General features: G+C 71.5%; 11 protein-coding genes, 1 tRNA gene and 1 pseudogene. 6 read left to right on the top strand and 7 right to left on the bottom strand.

The window, feature by feature from the left end; genetic code table 11:
- Positions 1-37 precede the first annotated feature (37 nt).
- From D9V36_RS20735 to D9V36_RS20725, 3 genes are all read right to left on the bottom strand, one after another.
- A tRNA-Pro gene (locus D9V36_RS20735) sits at positions 38-111 on the bottom strand.
- A 12-nt stretch (positions 112-123) separates the two neighbouring features.
- Positions 124-852 (bottom strand): integral membrane regulator, encoded by a 729-nt coding sequence (locus D9V36_RS20730; protein ID WP_129295103.1) that lies wholly within the window; start codon positions 850-852, stop codon positions 124-126.
- Positions 853-1147: 295 nt separating this feature from the next.
- Entirely contained in the window at positions 1148-2074 is a 927-nt protein-coding gene (locus tag D9V36_RS20725; RefSeq protein ID WP_129295102.1) for a metallophosphoesterase, read from the bottom strand.
- Between the two features lie 127 nt (positions 2075-2201).
- On the opposite strand from D9V36_RS20725, the gene D9V36_RS20720 reads away from it, so the two are divergent.
- A complete protein-coding gene (locus tag D9V36_RS20720; protein ID WP_129295101.1) occupies positions 2202-2666 on the top strand; it encodes a GatB/YqeY domain-containing protein in 465 nt (154 codons plus the stop codon).
- Positions 2667-2861: 195 nt separating this feature from the next.
- On the opposite strand, the gene D9V36_RS20715 is transcribed toward D9V36_RS20720, so the two are convergent.
- Positions 2862-5066 (bottom strand): transglycosylase domain-containing protein, encoded by a 2205-nt coding sequence (locus D9V36_RS20715; protein WP_129295100.1) that lies wholly within the window; start codon positions 5064-5066, stop codon positions 2862-2864.
- A gap of 383 nt (positions 5067-5449) precedes the next feature.
- Between D9V36_RS20715 and D9V36_RS20705 the strand changes: the two genes are divergently transcribed.
- Positions 5450-5791 carry a WhiB family transcriptional regulator gene (locus tag D9V36_RS20705; RefSeq protein WP_129295099.1) on the top strand — a complete coding sequence of 114 codons (342 nt, stop codon included), beginning with the start codon at positions 5450-5452 and terminating at the stop codon, positions 5789-5791.
- 427 nt (positions 5792-6218) lie between these two features.
- On the opposite strand, the gene D9V36_RS20700 is transcribed toward D9V36_RS20705, so the two are convergent.
- Together D9V36_RS20700 and D9V36_RS20695 are read right to left on the bottom strand one after the other, a co-directional pair.
- Positions 6219-7685, bottom strand: a complete 1467-nt coding sequence (locus D9V36_RS20700; protein WP_129295098.1) for an ArsA family ATPase — start codon at positions 7683-7685, stop codon at positions 6219-6221.
- A complete protein-coding gene (locus tag D9V36_RS20695) occupies positions 7682-8737 on the bottom strand; it encodes an ArsA-related P-loop ATPase (protein WP_129295097.1) in 1056 nt (351 codons plus the stop codon). The genes D9V36_RS20700 and D9V36_RS20695 overlap by 4 nt, the downstream gene beginning before the upstream one ends.
- Before the next feature lie 209 nt (positions 8738-8946).
- Between D9V36_RS20695 and D9V36_RS20690 the strand changes: the two genes are divergently transcribed.
- From D9V36_RS20690 to D9V36_RS20675, 4 genes are all read left to right on the top strand, one after another.
- Positions 8947-9105, top strand: a complete 159-nt coding sequence (locus tag D9V36_RS20690) for a DUF4177 domain-containing protein (RefSeq protein ID WP_003967454.1) — start codon at positions 8947-8949, stop codon at positions 9103-9105.
- Positions 9102-9566, top strand: coding sequence for a RidA family protein (locus D9V36_RS20685; RefSeq protein ID WP_129295096.1), 465 nt, complete (start codon positions 9102-9104; stop codon positions 9564-9566). Before D9V36_RS20690 ends, D9V36_RS20685 begins: the two co-directional genes overlap by 4 nt.
- 174 nt (positions 9567-9740) lie before the next feature.
- Positions 9741-10778, top strand: a complete 1038-nt coding sequence (locus tag D9V36_RS20680; RefSeq protein ID WP_129295095.1) for an NUDIX hydrolase — start codon at positions 9741-9743, stop codon at positions 10776-10778.
- On the top strand, positions 10775-11611 hold the full coding sequence (locus tag D9V36_RS20675; protein WP_129295094.1) for an MBL fold metallo-hydrolase: 837 nt from the start codon (positions 10775-10777) through the stop codon (positions 11609-11611). Before D9V36_RS20680 ends, D9V36_RS20675 begins: the two co-directional genes overlap by 4 nt.
- Positions 11612-11751: 140 nt before the next feature.
- On the opposite strand, the pseudogene D9V36_RS42140 reads toward D9V36_RS20675, so the two are convergent.
- Positions 11752-12572, bottom strand: a pseudogene (locus D9V36_RS42140) (nucleotidyltransferase domain-containing protein).
- Between the last annotated feature and the right edge of the window lie 157 nt (positions 12573-12729).

Here is a 12729-nt window from a genome sequence, read left to right as displayed (position 1 = left end):
TGATCTCTCAGCACCGGGCCCGATGTTGTTTCTTCAGTCGGGGTGGCGGGATTTGAACCCACGACCTCTTCGTCCCGAACGAAGCGCGCTGCCAAGCTGCGCTACACCCCGAAGCAACGAGCTCTACTTTAGCGGACTGATCCCCGTAGGTGAAATCCGGTTGTTGTGGAGCCGGCGAGCGGGCCTGACCTGGTCGATCCCGATGGTGATCAAAGGGAGGGCGCAGATGGCCAGGGCGAGGGTGAGGGCAGAGGCGACGGTGGGGGAGGGGGCGCCGGTGGCGGCGGGGAGGGCGAGGGTGAGGGCGAGGAAGAGCAGGGGGTAGGCCGGCCACTGCCAGGCGTAGGAGGGGCGGAAGCCGCGGGGGGTGGTGAGCAGGAGCCAGTCGGCGAGGGTGGCGAGCGGGGTGAAGGCGTAGAGGAGCAGAGGGGAGAGGGCTCGGTCGACGCCGGGGCCGGTGGTGACCGGCAGGGTGAAGGCGGTGGTGTCGCCGGCCGGGAGGACGTAGTGGAGGAGGGCGGGGAGGGCGAGGAAGGGGACGAGCGCGCCGGCGATGCGGGGGCTCACGGGGTGGCGGCCGGTCCAGGCGCGGTGCGCGGAGCAGGCGGAGACCAGTGCTGCGGCGAGGTTGGCCTGCACCGTGAAGCGGGTGAGGAGCTGGGCCGGGGCCGCGGTGCCGAGGGCCGCCAGGACGATTCCCGTCAGGGCGGCCGCGGTGATGAGGAGGCGGAAGGCGGCGGCCAGGGGGTGGCGGCTGGTGGGGGCGACGGCTGCTGCCGGGGTGCGGGCGGCGGCGCCGGCCGGGCCGGTGGCATGGCGCGTGGACTGCGAGGTCCGGGTGGGGTCGGACATCCCTCCACGGTAAAGGGGTGATCAACGGGTGGGGGAGACCTCGTCGGGCAAAACGCCCGTCCGGTAAGTCGGCCGCTCCGTAGGAGGCGCGCACGTCCGCCCGGCAGGCCCCCGCTCCAGGGCGCCCCGCACTGCCTCGGCCCCGGACCCGCCTCGGCCCCGGACCCGCCTCGGCCCCGCGCCGCCTCGGCCCCGGACCCGCCTCAGTCCCGCGCCGTCAGGGCCGATCCCGCCGTCAGGGGCAGCCCCGCCGTCAGGGGCAGCCCCGGCCCTCAAAGCCGACCGCCCCCAAGACTCAGTCCCGCGCCGTGAGCGTCAGCAGCGTCGCCTCCGGCGGGCAGGCGAAGCGGACCGGGGTGTAGCGGTTGGTGCCGCAGCCGGCGGAGACGTGGAGGTAGGAGGTGTGGCCGCCGGCGGTGTGGGTGGACAGGCCCTTCACGCGATCGGTGTCGATGTCGCAGTTGGTGACCAGGGCACCGTAGAAGGGGATGCAGAGCTGGCCGCCGTGGGTGTGGCCCGCCAGGATCAGCGGGTAGCCGTCGGCGGTGAAGGCGTCCAGGGAGCGCAGGTAGGGGGCGTGGACGACGGCCAGCGAGAGATCCGCACCGGATTCCGGGCCGCCGGCGACCTCGGCGTAGCGGTCACGCTTGATGTGCGGGTCGTCCAGGCCGGTCAGGGCGATCTCGATGCCCTCCAGCTTGAGGCGGCCGCGGGAGTTGGACAGGCCGACCCAGCCGGCCGCGTCGAAGGCGTCGCGCAGCTCTTCCCACGGGTTGTGGACGACGCCCACGGCGGGTGCGTTGCCGTTGAGGCCGTGACGGCCCTGGACCCGCTCGATGAGGTAGCGGGCGGGGTTGCGCAGCTTGGGTCCGTAGTAGTCGTTGGAACCGAAGACGTAGGCGCCGGGGAATTCCATCAGCGGGCCGAGCGCGTCCAGCGCCTCGGGGACGCCCTCGGTGTCGGAGAGGTTGTCGCCGGTGTTGATGACGAAGTCGGGGCGCAGTCCGGCGAGCGACTGCAGCCAGCGCTGCTTCTTGCGCTGTCCGCTGACCATGTGGATGTCGGAGACCTGCAGGACGCGCAACGGCCGCATGCCGCGGGGCAGTACGGGCACGGTGACGCGCCGGAGGCGGAAGGAGCGGACTTCGAAGCCGGCGGCGTAGGCCAGGCCGGCCGCGCCGACTGCGGTCAGGGTCAGGGGTACTCCGTATCGCGCGCGCATGCACCCATCGTCGCAGAGTGCGGCGGGTGGACGCAGCGGGTGGGAGCCGCCCGGCGGGGCGGCGGCACGGCGGTGCCGGGGGGAAAAGGCGCGGTGGTTGTCGGCGGGGGAGGGCATACTCAACGGCATGACCACGCTCAAGTCCAAGCTGCAGGACGACCTCACCATCGCGATCAAGGCGCGCGACGAACTGCGTTCCTCCACCCTCCGCCTCACGCTGACCGCGATCCAGAAGGAGGAGGTCGCGGGCACCGAGGCGCGCGAGCTGTCCGACGGCGAGGTCGAGAAGATCATCGCGCGGGAGGCGAAGAAGCGCCGGGAGGCCGCGGACGCCTTCGAGAAGGGCGGCCGGGGCGATTCGGCCGAGCGGGAGCGTGCCGAGGGCGAGGTGCTCGCCGACTACCTGCCCAAGCAGCTGACCGACGACGAGCTGGAGCAGCTGGTCGCGGCGGCCGTGGCCGAGGCCAAGGGTGCCGGTGCCGAGGGGCCGCGGGCGATGGGTGCGGTGATGAAGATCGTCAACCCGCAGGTGGCGGGCCGCGCCGAGGGCGGCCGGGTGGCCGCGGTGGTGAAGAAGCTGCTCGCCGGCTGAGCGGCCGGACGGAGCTTTTCAGGGAAAGATGAGGGGCGCCCCATGGTGTGGGGCGCCCCTCATCTTTCGTTGTACGGGCGGGGTGTCCTTCGCCGTACGGGCCGGGCCGGCATCCGTCACCGCCGTATCGTCCTGCCGGCGTCCTTCTTGGCGTCCCGCCGGCGTCCTTCTCGGCCGTTCGCGCCAATCAGCCGCTCACCAGCCGCCGTTGCCGCCGCCCAGGATGTCGGGGAAGCCGGGAATGTGCCAACCGCCGCCCGGTTTGTTGCCGCCGTGGCCGCCCCGGCCGGGCTTGTGCTTGCCGCGGCCCTTGTCGCCCTCGTCGCCCTGGACCTTGCTCTTCGCGGGGTCGTCGATCGCGACGGTGGGCAGGGTGGGCGCGGGCCGGTCGGCCAGCGCGCCGGACATGGCATCGCGCCAGATGGGGCCGGGGGTGTCGGCGCCGTAGACCTTGTCGTGGGGCACGCCGCCGATGGTGATGTCGTACATCTTGCGCTTGTGCTGCGGGTCGCCGACCCAGACCGCGCCGGCCGCGTTGGGGGTGTAGCCGACGAACCAGGCGGCGTACCGGCTGTCGGTGGTGCCGGTCTTGCCGGCGCTGTCGCGGCCCTTGAGTCCGGCCTCCTTGCCGGTGCCGTCCTCGACCACGCCCTTGAGCAGCGTGTTGATCGTGTCCGCGGTCTTCTTGGACATGGCGGTGCGGCAGCTGGTCTGCGGGACCTTCAGCGCCCGGCCGCGCGCGTCGGTGATCGACTCGATGGCCACCGGCGAGCAGTACCGGCCGCCGCCGGCGAAGGCGGCGTATCCGGCCGCCATCGTGAGCGGCGACATCTCCTGGGTGCCGAGCGTCATCGACGGGACCTGCTGCAGTGCCTTGCCGTCCGCCCGCTCGATGCCCATCTTCTGCGCCATGTTGACCACGGGGCACACGCCGATGTCGCTGATCAGCTGCACGAAGTAGGTGTTGACCGACTTCGCGGTCGCCTCCTTCATGGCGTACGGGCCGACCTCGTCCTTGTTCTCGTTCTCGACGTTCTCGGAGCCGCTGCCCCGCCATTCGCCGTCGCAGGTCTGCACCGGGCTGGGGTAAGGCATCCGGTACGGCGACGGGTACTCCTGCTCCGGATCCGTCCCCTGCTCCAGCGCGGCGGCCGCGACCACCGGCTTGAAGGTCGACCCGGGCAGGTAACCGGCGCCGCCGCCCATGTCGTGGTCGACCGAGAGGTTGATCACGGTCTGGTTCTCACCGAATCCGTACGGGCGCGACTGGCCCATGCCGAGGATCTTGCCGGTGCCCGGCTCGACGATGGTGGCGGCCGAGGCGACCGGGTCGTCCTCGTAGACGTGGTCCTTGAGCGACGCCTGCACCGACTTCTGGGTCTGCGGGTCGAGGGTGGTGCGGATGGTCATGCCGCCCTCGTTCCAGCGCTGCAGACGGACCTTCCGGCTCTTGCCGAACGACTTGTCGCGGAGGAAGACCGTGCGGATGTAGTCGCAGAAGAAGCCGGCGCCGTGGGTGGCGGTGATGCAGCCGTTCTTGGGGCGGCTGACCGCCAGCTTGATCGGCTTCTTGGCGGCCGCGTCGGCCTCCGCCTGCGTGACGTCCTTCATATCGGCCATCCGCTGCAGCACGGTGTTGCGCCGCCGGGTGGCCTCCTGCGGGTCATTGACCGGGTCATAGCGGCTGGGCGACTGGACGATGCCCGCCAGCAGCGCCGACTCCCCGAGGTTCAGGTCCTTGGCGTGCTTGCTGAAGTAGCGCTGGGCGGCCGCCTCGATGCCGTAGGCCTGCTGCCCGAAGAACGTGATGTTGAGGTAGTTCTGCAGGATCTTGCGCTTGCCCAGCTCTTTCTCGACCTGGATCGCGTACTTGAGCTCCTTGACCTTGCGGCCGAGGGTCTGCTGGGTGGCCTGCGCGACCTTGTCCGGGTCGTCGCCCGCTTCCTCGATGAAGACGTTCTTCACATACTGCTGGGTCAGCGTCGAGGCGCCCTGGGAGACGGCACCGGACTGGGCGTTCTTGTTGAGCGCCCGCAGGATGCCCTTCACATCGACGGCACCGTGCTGGTAGAAGCGCGCGTCCTCGATCGCGACTATCGCCTTCTGGATGTACGGCGACATGTCCTTGAGGCCGACGACCGTACGGTCACGGGAGTAGACCTTGGCGATCTCGCCGCCCTTGGCGTCCAGAATCCGGGTCCGCTGGCTGAGCGGCGGCGTCTTGAGGTTGGCCGGGATGTCGTCGAAGCCCTCGACCGAACCCTTGGCGGTCAGGCCCAGCGCCCCGGCCGCCGGGAGCGCAAGGCCGGCGAGTACCGCTCCGGCCAGGACGCTGACACCGAGGAACTTGGCGGCCTGCTGAGTCTTGGGCAGACCCCCGCCATCGCGCTTCTTAGGCATGAGGGCACCCTACGTTCTCAATCGCCGGACAGGGGCGCACCTGTTCGTTTAGCCTGTTCTCAGCTACCACAGCTGAACGGTTACGCATCGGTTCGTCAACCCCCTCCTCCCGCGGGCCGCGCCCCCACGTGCTCGTGCATGTCGAGAGAAACCCCGCGTCAGGACGGTGAACTGTCCCGTCTTGTGCGCAACGTGACGTATGCCGTTCGGTCACTCCGTTGGGTGATCTGCCGCGTACGCATAGTCCGTTCGGGCCATTCAAGATTGGGCCCGAAGGGGGTGTTGCGCCCTGCCTGCCTTCCGTAACGTCCTCAACTGGCAACGGTGAATATGCCGATTGCCGCCGTGGGGGAGCCTCGATTTCGGGAGAGGACGGCGCCAGCATGAGCTGGGTAACCGACTGGAGTGCACAGGCAGCCTGCCGCACTACCGATCCGGATGAACTGTTCGTACAAGGGGCGGCGCAGAACCGCGCCAAGGCAGTGTGCACCGGGTGTCCGGTACGCACGGAATGTCTGGCCGATGCCCTGGACAACCGGGTGGAGTTCGGCGTGTGGGGTGGGATGACCGAGCGCGAGCGGAGGGCGCTGCTGCGTCGCCGCCCGACCGTGACGTCATGGCGCCGGCTGTTGGAGACGGCGCGCACGGAGTACGAGCGCAGCACGGGCATCCTGCCGTTGGACTGCGAGGAAGAGATCTTCGACGAGTTCGCCGCGGTCGGGTAGGCGGGCACCTGCGGGCCGTGGCCCGTAGCCCGCGGACTGCGGCCGGGAGATGTGGCCGAGAAGTTCCGGCTGGTGGCGCGTTCTGAGTGACGTGTGAAGACGTGCCATCAGTGTTGTTACGGCGTCCGGGAGTTGAGTGCTCCGGGCGCTGCGTGCTCGGGAGTTGGTGGGTCCGGTAGTGGAGCTGCCAGGTGTGCGGTGCCCGGGGCGTGCGCGGGTGGTGCGGTGTGACACTTGGCTGTGTGTGACATGCGCCGACGTGCGGACGTGCCGGTGCGTGTGTTGCCTACCTGCTGTACGCGCTGGTGAGAGCCGTTGCGTGAGGTGAGCGGCGCTTCGTGAGCGGCACTGCGTGAGTGGTGACGGGCGCTGTGAGGTGGGTGGCTGAGGCCGCGGGGCGGGTTGCCGAGTCGGCCGTGCGTACGGCTCAGTCGTCGGTGTCCGTGGGGTTCAGCGCCAGGCGGTCGCCGATGGCGCGCAGCCCTGCGAGGTCATGGACATCGCCGGGCAGCGCGGCGACCTCGGTCACCGGAACCTCGGGATGCAGCGCGGTGAAGCGGTCTCGTGTGCGACGTTCGCGTGCGAGGACCTGCATACGTTCCGCGTGCAGCCGTAGCAGCCCGGCGGCCAGTTGGGCTGCCGAGACCGACGTGGGTGCCACATGATCCGCCGCGGCAGCGGGGGAGAGGCCGCCGGCGGTACGTGATCCAGCCTTCCCGCCGTCGAGATCCACAATGCCGGTGGTTTCAAGATTATTTACTGTGTGGCCGGGAGCCGGGCCGGCAGCCATGGCGGAGCCGTGGTCGGGGCCGGCCGCTGACGCCGGGGCTGCCCCGGCGTCCGTGACGGTCTCCGAAGCCGTTTCCGCGGCCGCGTCCGAGGCCGCTTCCGACGTCGTCTCCGAGGCCGTGTCCGCAGGGCTGTCCTCCGCCATGCCGTCGGTCAGGGTCTCCGCGGCGGCCAGGGCGCGCTCCGCGCTCAGTTGGGCGGCGCCGCTGCCGTGCACCCGGTTCAGTACGAGGCCGGCCAGCGGCATCTGCTCGGCGGCCAGCCGCTCGACGAAGTACGCCGCCTCGCGCAGCGCGTCCCGCTCCGGCGCGGCCACCACGAGGAACGCCGTGCCCGGCGCCTGCAGCAGGCGGTAGGTGGCGTCCGCTCGGGTGCGGAAGCCGCCGAACATGGTGTCCATCGCCGCCACGAAGGTCTGTACATCGCGCAGCAGTTGACCGCCCATGAGCTTGCTGAGGGTGCCGGTCATCATCGACATGCCGACGTTGAGGAACTTCATGCCGGCCCGGCCGCCGACCTTCGCCGGCGCCATCAGCACCCGGATGAACTTGCCGTCCAGAAAGGAGCCGAGGCGCTTGGGCGCGTCCAGGAAGTCCAGTGCGGAACGGCTCGGCGGGGTGTCGACGATGATCAGGTCCCACTCGTCGTTCGCGCGGAGCTGGCCGAGCTTCTCCATGGCCATGTACTCCTGTGTGCCCGCGAAGCCGGCCGACAGGGACTGGTAGAAGGGGTTCTCCAGGATGGCGCGGGCCCGGTCGGCATCCGCATGGCCCTCGACGATCTCGTCGAAGGTGCGCTTCATGTCCAGCATCATCGCGTGCAGTTCGCCGCCCGCGCTCTCGTCGACGTCCTTGACCTGGCGCGGGACGTTGTCGAGCTCGGAGATGCCCATGGACTGGGCGAGCCGTCTGGCCGGGTCGATGGTCAGCACGACGACCCGGCGGCCGCGCTCGGCGGCGCGTACGCCCAGCGCCGCGGCGGTCGTGGTCTTGCCGACGCCGCCCGAGCCGCAGCACACCACGATGCGGGTGTGCGGGTCGTCGATCAGCGTATCGACCTCGAGCCGCGGGGCCGAGGCGTCCAGCGTCGTGGTGTCCGAGGTCATATGGGCCCCTGTTTCCGCAGGTCTCTCGCCAGACGGTAGAGCCCGGCGAGGTCCACTCCCTCGGGGAGCAGCTCCAACTCGTAGGTGGGCAGGCCGATTGCGGTCAGTTCGGCGTGTTCGGCGCGCTCCAGCTCGACCCGCTCGGCGTGTTCGCGCGCCTGCTCCAGCAGGGGGTCGATCAGACGGTCCGCCAGGCCGCCGCGGCGGGCGCCGCCCAGACCGGCCTCGGAGAGCGCCTTGGCGACGCCCGTACGGGCCCCGCGGGCGGCGCTGTCGAGGGCGCCGTTGTCCAGCAGCGCCGGGCGGGTCATGTTGATGACGACGCCGCCCACGGGGATGCCGGCGGCGCGCAGCTCGGCGACGCCGTCCGCGGTCTCCTGGACCGGCATCTCCTCCAGGAGCGTCACCAGGTGCACCGCGGTCTCGGGCGATTTGAGGACCCGCATCACGGCCTGTGCCTGATTGTGGATCGGGCCGATCTTCGCGAGGCCGGCGACCTCGTCGTTGACGTTCAGAAAGCGGGTGATCCGGCCGGTCGGCGGGGCGTCCATCACGACCGCGTCGTAGACGAACTTGCCGCTCTTGTCCTTGCGGCGCACCGCTTCGCACGCCTTGCCGGTCAGCAGGACGTCCCGCAGGCCCGGCGCGATGGTCGTGGCGAAGTCGATCGCGCCGAGCTTCTTCAGCGCCCGGCCCGCGCTGCCGAGCTTGTAGAACATCTGGAGGTAGTCCAGAAGGGCGCGTTCGGCGTCGATGGCCAGGGCGTGGACCTCCCCGCCCGACCTTCTTCCGCCACCCCGGGAGGACTCTCCCGCGGACTCCGTCCGGGGGGAGCCCCACGGCGACGCACCGTCCGATCCGGGGCCCACCGCGATCTTGCGTTCCTCGTAAGGAAGCGCTTCCGTTTCGAACAACTGGGCAATGCCCTGCCGGCCCTCGACCTCGACCAGGAGGGTTCGCCGTCCCTCGGTGGCCAGGGCGAGGGCGAGGGCAGCGGCGACCGTGGTCTTGCCGGTACCGCCCTTGCCGCTGACGACATGGAGCCTGCTCACGCAAAGGAGCCTAACCAGTCCGCGTCCCGGCTACGCACGGGATACACCTGGGAAGCCCCGGAGAATCTTGCCGCGGCTTCTCCGGGAAGGGTCCGGGATGCTCCGTAGGGGGCGGGCGGCCGCGCCACCGGACGCCGTACGGAAGGGGTACGGGCGGCCCGCGGCGGACGGCGTCCACCGCGCTCGTGGACAGGCATTACGCTCGGTCCATGACCAAGTGGGAATACGCGACCGTGCCGCTGCTGGTGCACGCGACGAAGCAGATTCTGGACACCTGGGGCGAGGACGGCTGGGAGCTCGTCCAGGTCGTGCCCGGCCCGAACAACCCCGAGCAGCTGGTGGCCTACCTGAAGCGGGAGAAGGCGTGAGCGCGGCCGAGGACAAGATCGCGGCGCTCGGGCTGAAGCTGCCGCAGGTCGTGCCGCCGCTGGCCACCTACCAGCCCGCCGTACGCTCCGGCGCCTATGTGTACACCTCCGGCCAGCTGCCGATGGTGGACGGCGCGCTGCCGCTCACCGGCAAGGTCGGTGCCGAGGTCAGCGCCGAGCAGGCCAAGGAACTCGCCGCGACCTGCGCACTCAACGCGCTGGCCGCCGTGAAGTCCGTCGTCGGCGACCTCGAGAAGATCCAGCGGGTCGTGAAGGTCGTCGGTTTTGTGGCCTCCGCACCGGACTTCACCGGCCAGCCGGGCGTCCTCAACGGCGCCAGCGAGCTGCTGGGCGAGATTCTCGGCGACAAGGGCGTGCACGCCCGGTCCGCGGTGGGTGTGGCGGTGCTGCCGCTGGACGCCCCCGTCGAGGTCGAGATCCAGGTCGAGATCGCCGAGTAGACACCCTGTAAAGGCGCCGGAAGACACCCCCGTAGGTGCTGCCGCCGGGCAGAGTCCCGTACGGGCTCTGCGTCCACATTGTGCGCCGTGTGCCGGAGGGCCCCTCGTCAGCAGGGGCCCTCCGGCGCGGAAGACGCCCTCGAACATCCGCGCGCGAGCGCATAGCATCCGGCCATGTCGTCCACGACCAACGGCCAGTGGTACCCACCGGAGTGGCCGGACCGCATCCGGGCACTCGCGAACGGCGAACTGACCCCTGCCGAACCCCGGCGGGCCGCCACCGTCCTGCTGCTGCGGGACGCCGCCTCCGGCGGGCCCACCGTCCACATGCTGCGCAGACGCACCTCCATGGCCTTCGCCGGAGGTGCGTACGCCTATCCGGGCGGCTCCGTCGATCCGCGCGATGAGCGCCCGGTGGCCTGGGCAGGACCGTCGCGCGCCCAGTGGGCGGTCCGTATGGGCGTCGACCCGGCGACCGCGCAGGCCATCGTCTGTGCGGCGGTCCGCGAGACGTTCGAGGAGGCGGGCGTGCTGCTGGCGGGCGCCTCGGCCGACACGGTCGTCGCGGACACCACCGGCGAGGACTGGGAGGCCGACCGTGCCGCCCTCGTCGCCCACGAGCTGTCCTTCGCCGACTTCCTGGGCCGCCGCGGCCTGGTCCTGCGCTCCGATCTGCTCGGTGCCTGGGCCCGCTGGATCACCCCCGAGTTCGAGCCGCGGCGCTACGACACCTGGTTCTTCGTCGCGGCGCTCCCCGAGGGCCAGCGCACCTGGAACGCCTCCACGGAGGCGGACCGTACGGTGTGGATCCGGCCGCAGGAGGCGGCGGCCGGCTACGACCGCGGTGAGCTGCTGATGATGCCGCCGACCATCGCGACCCTGCGCTCGCTCCAGCCGTACGCCACCTCCGCGGAGGTGCTGGCCGGGGCGGAGGCTCAGAACCTGACGCCGGTGCTGGCGCGGGCCCGCCTCGTGGGCGGTGAGATCGAGTTGAGCTGGCCGGGGCACGACGAGTTCACCAAGCACATCGCCCGGACCGGTGCCGATGCCGGTGCCCGTGCCGATGCCGGCACGGATTCCGTTTCCCCTGCCGACAGCCGTGCGCCCGGGGAGGACGACGGCCTGTCGGACGGCCCCGGCACGGACGGCCCCGGAACGGACGGCCCCGGCCCCTCGGACAGCCCCAGCCCCTCGGGAGGGACCCCCGCATGACCGAAGCATCCGCCCTCCCCGGTCAGCCCCGTGGCGGAGTGATCGCCGGTCCGGCGACCGCGCGGGCCCGGTGCGTACTGGCCCCGAACCCGTCGCCGATGACGCTGGACGGCACCAACACCTGGATCGTCGCCGAGCCGGACTCCGATCTCGCCGTGGTCATCGACCCCGGGCCGCTCGACGAGGGCCATCTGCGGGCCGTCATCGACACCGCCGAGCGGGCCGGCAAGCGCATCGCGCTGACCCTGCTGACCCACGGTCACCCCGACCACTCCGATGGCGCCGCCCGCTTCGCCGAACTGACCCGTTCGGCCGTACGGGCGCTGGACCCGGCGCTGCGCCTGGGCGACGAGGGCCTTGACGCGGGCGATGTCATCACCACCGGTGGATTGGAACTGCGCGTGGTGCCCACCCCGGGCCACACCGCGGACTCGCTCTCCTTCCACCTCCCGGCCGACCGCGCGGTACTCACCGGCGACACGATCCTGGGGCGTGGCACCACCGTGGTCGCACACCCCGACGGGCGGCTGGGCGACTACCTGGACTCGCTGCGCCGGCTGCGCTCCCTAACGGTCGACGACGGGGTGGCGACGGTCCTCCCGGGCCACGGGCCGGTGCTGAACGACGCCCAGGGGGCGGTGGAGTTCTATCTGGCGCACCGCGCGCACCGGCTCGCCCAGGTGGAGACCGCGGTCGAGGCCGGCCACCGCTCACCCGCCGAGGTCGTCGCGAACGTCTATGCCGATGTCGACCGCTCGCTGTGGCCGGCCGCCGAGCTGTCCGTACGGGCACAGCTGGACTACCTGGGCGAACACGGGCTGATCGAGAGCTGACGGCGGACGGCCGACGGCTGACGGCGGGACGAGGGCCGGCGGCCGGGGAACGCCGGGGCGGGCCGTTGGCCGGTCCGGGGGTGTAGGCCGGGGCGGGGCCGAGAGCGAGGACCGGCCCCGGGCCCGGCTGAGAGGCGCCGTCAGCCGGCCCGGGGCGGGGGTGCCTTCGCCCCGTGGACGGCCAGATATTCCGCGGCCAGCCAGGGGGCGAGGCCGGTGAGCAGCTGGTCCAGCAGCTCCGGGTACGCGGCGGGCGCCCGGCGGCGCGTGCCGCGGCGTGCATCTGCCCGGCGTGCGCCGGGTAGTAGTGGCCGAACACCTCGGCGGGCTCGGTGAGATCGCTCGTCCAGCCGCCCCAGCGCGGCATGACCAGGGTGAATCCGGTGCGCACCAGCCGGCGCGCCACACCCCGGGTCAGCCGGGTGCGCTCGGCTTCCGTAGTGGCCGCCGCTGCTTTCTCGCGCAGACCGGGCAGGCTGCGGAAGAGGTCGCCGTTGGTCTCCCGGGCGAGGAGCGAGGTGGGACGGTAGCGGGGCAGCTCGGCGGCGAGATCCGGACCGCTGACCGGGGTGCACAGACAGGCCACGAACCATCCGAGGTCGTACCGCTCCCGCTCGCTGCGCAGCCGGTGCACGCCGAACAGCAAGATCCCTACGCCGTTGATCTGCGGAAACGCGGCATCCAGCGCATGCTCGACGGCGCGGACGGCAGCGTGATCGGCATCAGTGGGCTCGTCCCGCAGGGCGATCAGCGCGTCGAGGTCGGAGACCCCGGGGACGGCGGTGCCGCGCGGGACGCTGCCGAAGAGATAGCTGCTGTGCAGGCGGCCGGGGCCGAAGTGCGCGCCGGTCCGGGCGCCGAGCTCCGCCACGACGGGCGCGAACGGCGCGGAGACGCGGTCCAGGGAGCCTTCCCGCAGGAAGTAGCCGTCCCGGTCCAGCCCCGCGCCGTGCTTGGTCATGGCGCCACTATGGCCAGGAGGGCGGTGTGCGGCGACCGGTTTACGGGGCCCGCGACTGCGTTGCGGGCGGAGCCGGTGATTCCGCGGTCCCCTGACGAAGGAAGCGGCGGGCGCCTCACGAAGGAAGCGGCGGGCCCTCAGGGAGGAAGCGGCGGCC

This window comes from Streptomyces lydicus, assembly GCF_004125265.1.
Classification (GTDB): Bacteria; Actinomycetota; Actinomycetes; order Streptomycetales; family Streptomycetaceae; genus Streptomyces; species Streptomyces lydicus_C.
Note: the sequence above shows the minus strand (reverse complement) of the source record. Positions and strands in the feature narration are given on the sequence as shown.

What these genes read in the sequence shown, in the direction of transcription:
- D9V36_RS20680 (WP_129295095.1), top strand. Translation starts at nt 9,741, where the DNA reads ATGTCGTCCACGACCAACGGCCAGTGGTACCCACCGGAGTGGCCGGAC.
- D9V36_RS20725 (WP_129295102.1), bottom strand. Translation starts at nt 2,074, where the DNA reads ATGCGCGCGCGATACGGAGTACCCCTGACCCTGACCGCAGTCGGCGCG.
- D9V36_RS20730 (WP_129295103.1), bottom strand. Translation starts at nt 852, where the DNA reads ATGTCCGACCCCACCCGGACCTCGCAGTCCACGCGCCATGCCACCGGC.
- D9V36_RS20705 (WP_129295099.1), top strand. Translation starts at nt 5,450, where the DNA reads ATGAGCTGGGTAACCGACTGGAGTGCACAGGCAGCCTGCCGCACTACC.
- D9V36_RS20690 (WP_003967454.1), top strand. Translation starts at nt 8,947, where the DNA reads ATGACCAAGTGGGAATACGCGACCGTGCCGCTGCTGGTGCACGCGACG.
- D9V36_RS20720 (WP_129295101.1), top strand. Translation starts at nt 2,202, where the DNA reads ATGACCACGCTCAAGTCCAAGCTGCAGGACGACCTCACCATCGCGATC.
- D9V36_RS20715 (WP_129295100.1), bottom strand. Translation starts at nt 5,066, where the DNA reads ATGCCTAAGAAGCGCGATGGCGGGGGTCTGCCCAAGACTCAGCAGGCC.
- D9V36_RS20675 (WP_129295094.1), top strand. Translation starts at nt 10,775, where the DNA reads ATGACCGAAGCATCCGCCCTCCCCGGTCAGCCCCGTGGCGGAGTGATC.
- D9V36_RS20700 (WP_129295098.1), bottom strand. Translation starts at nt 7,685, where the DNA reads ATGACCTCGGACACCACGACGCTGGACGCCTCGGCCCCGCGGCTCGAG.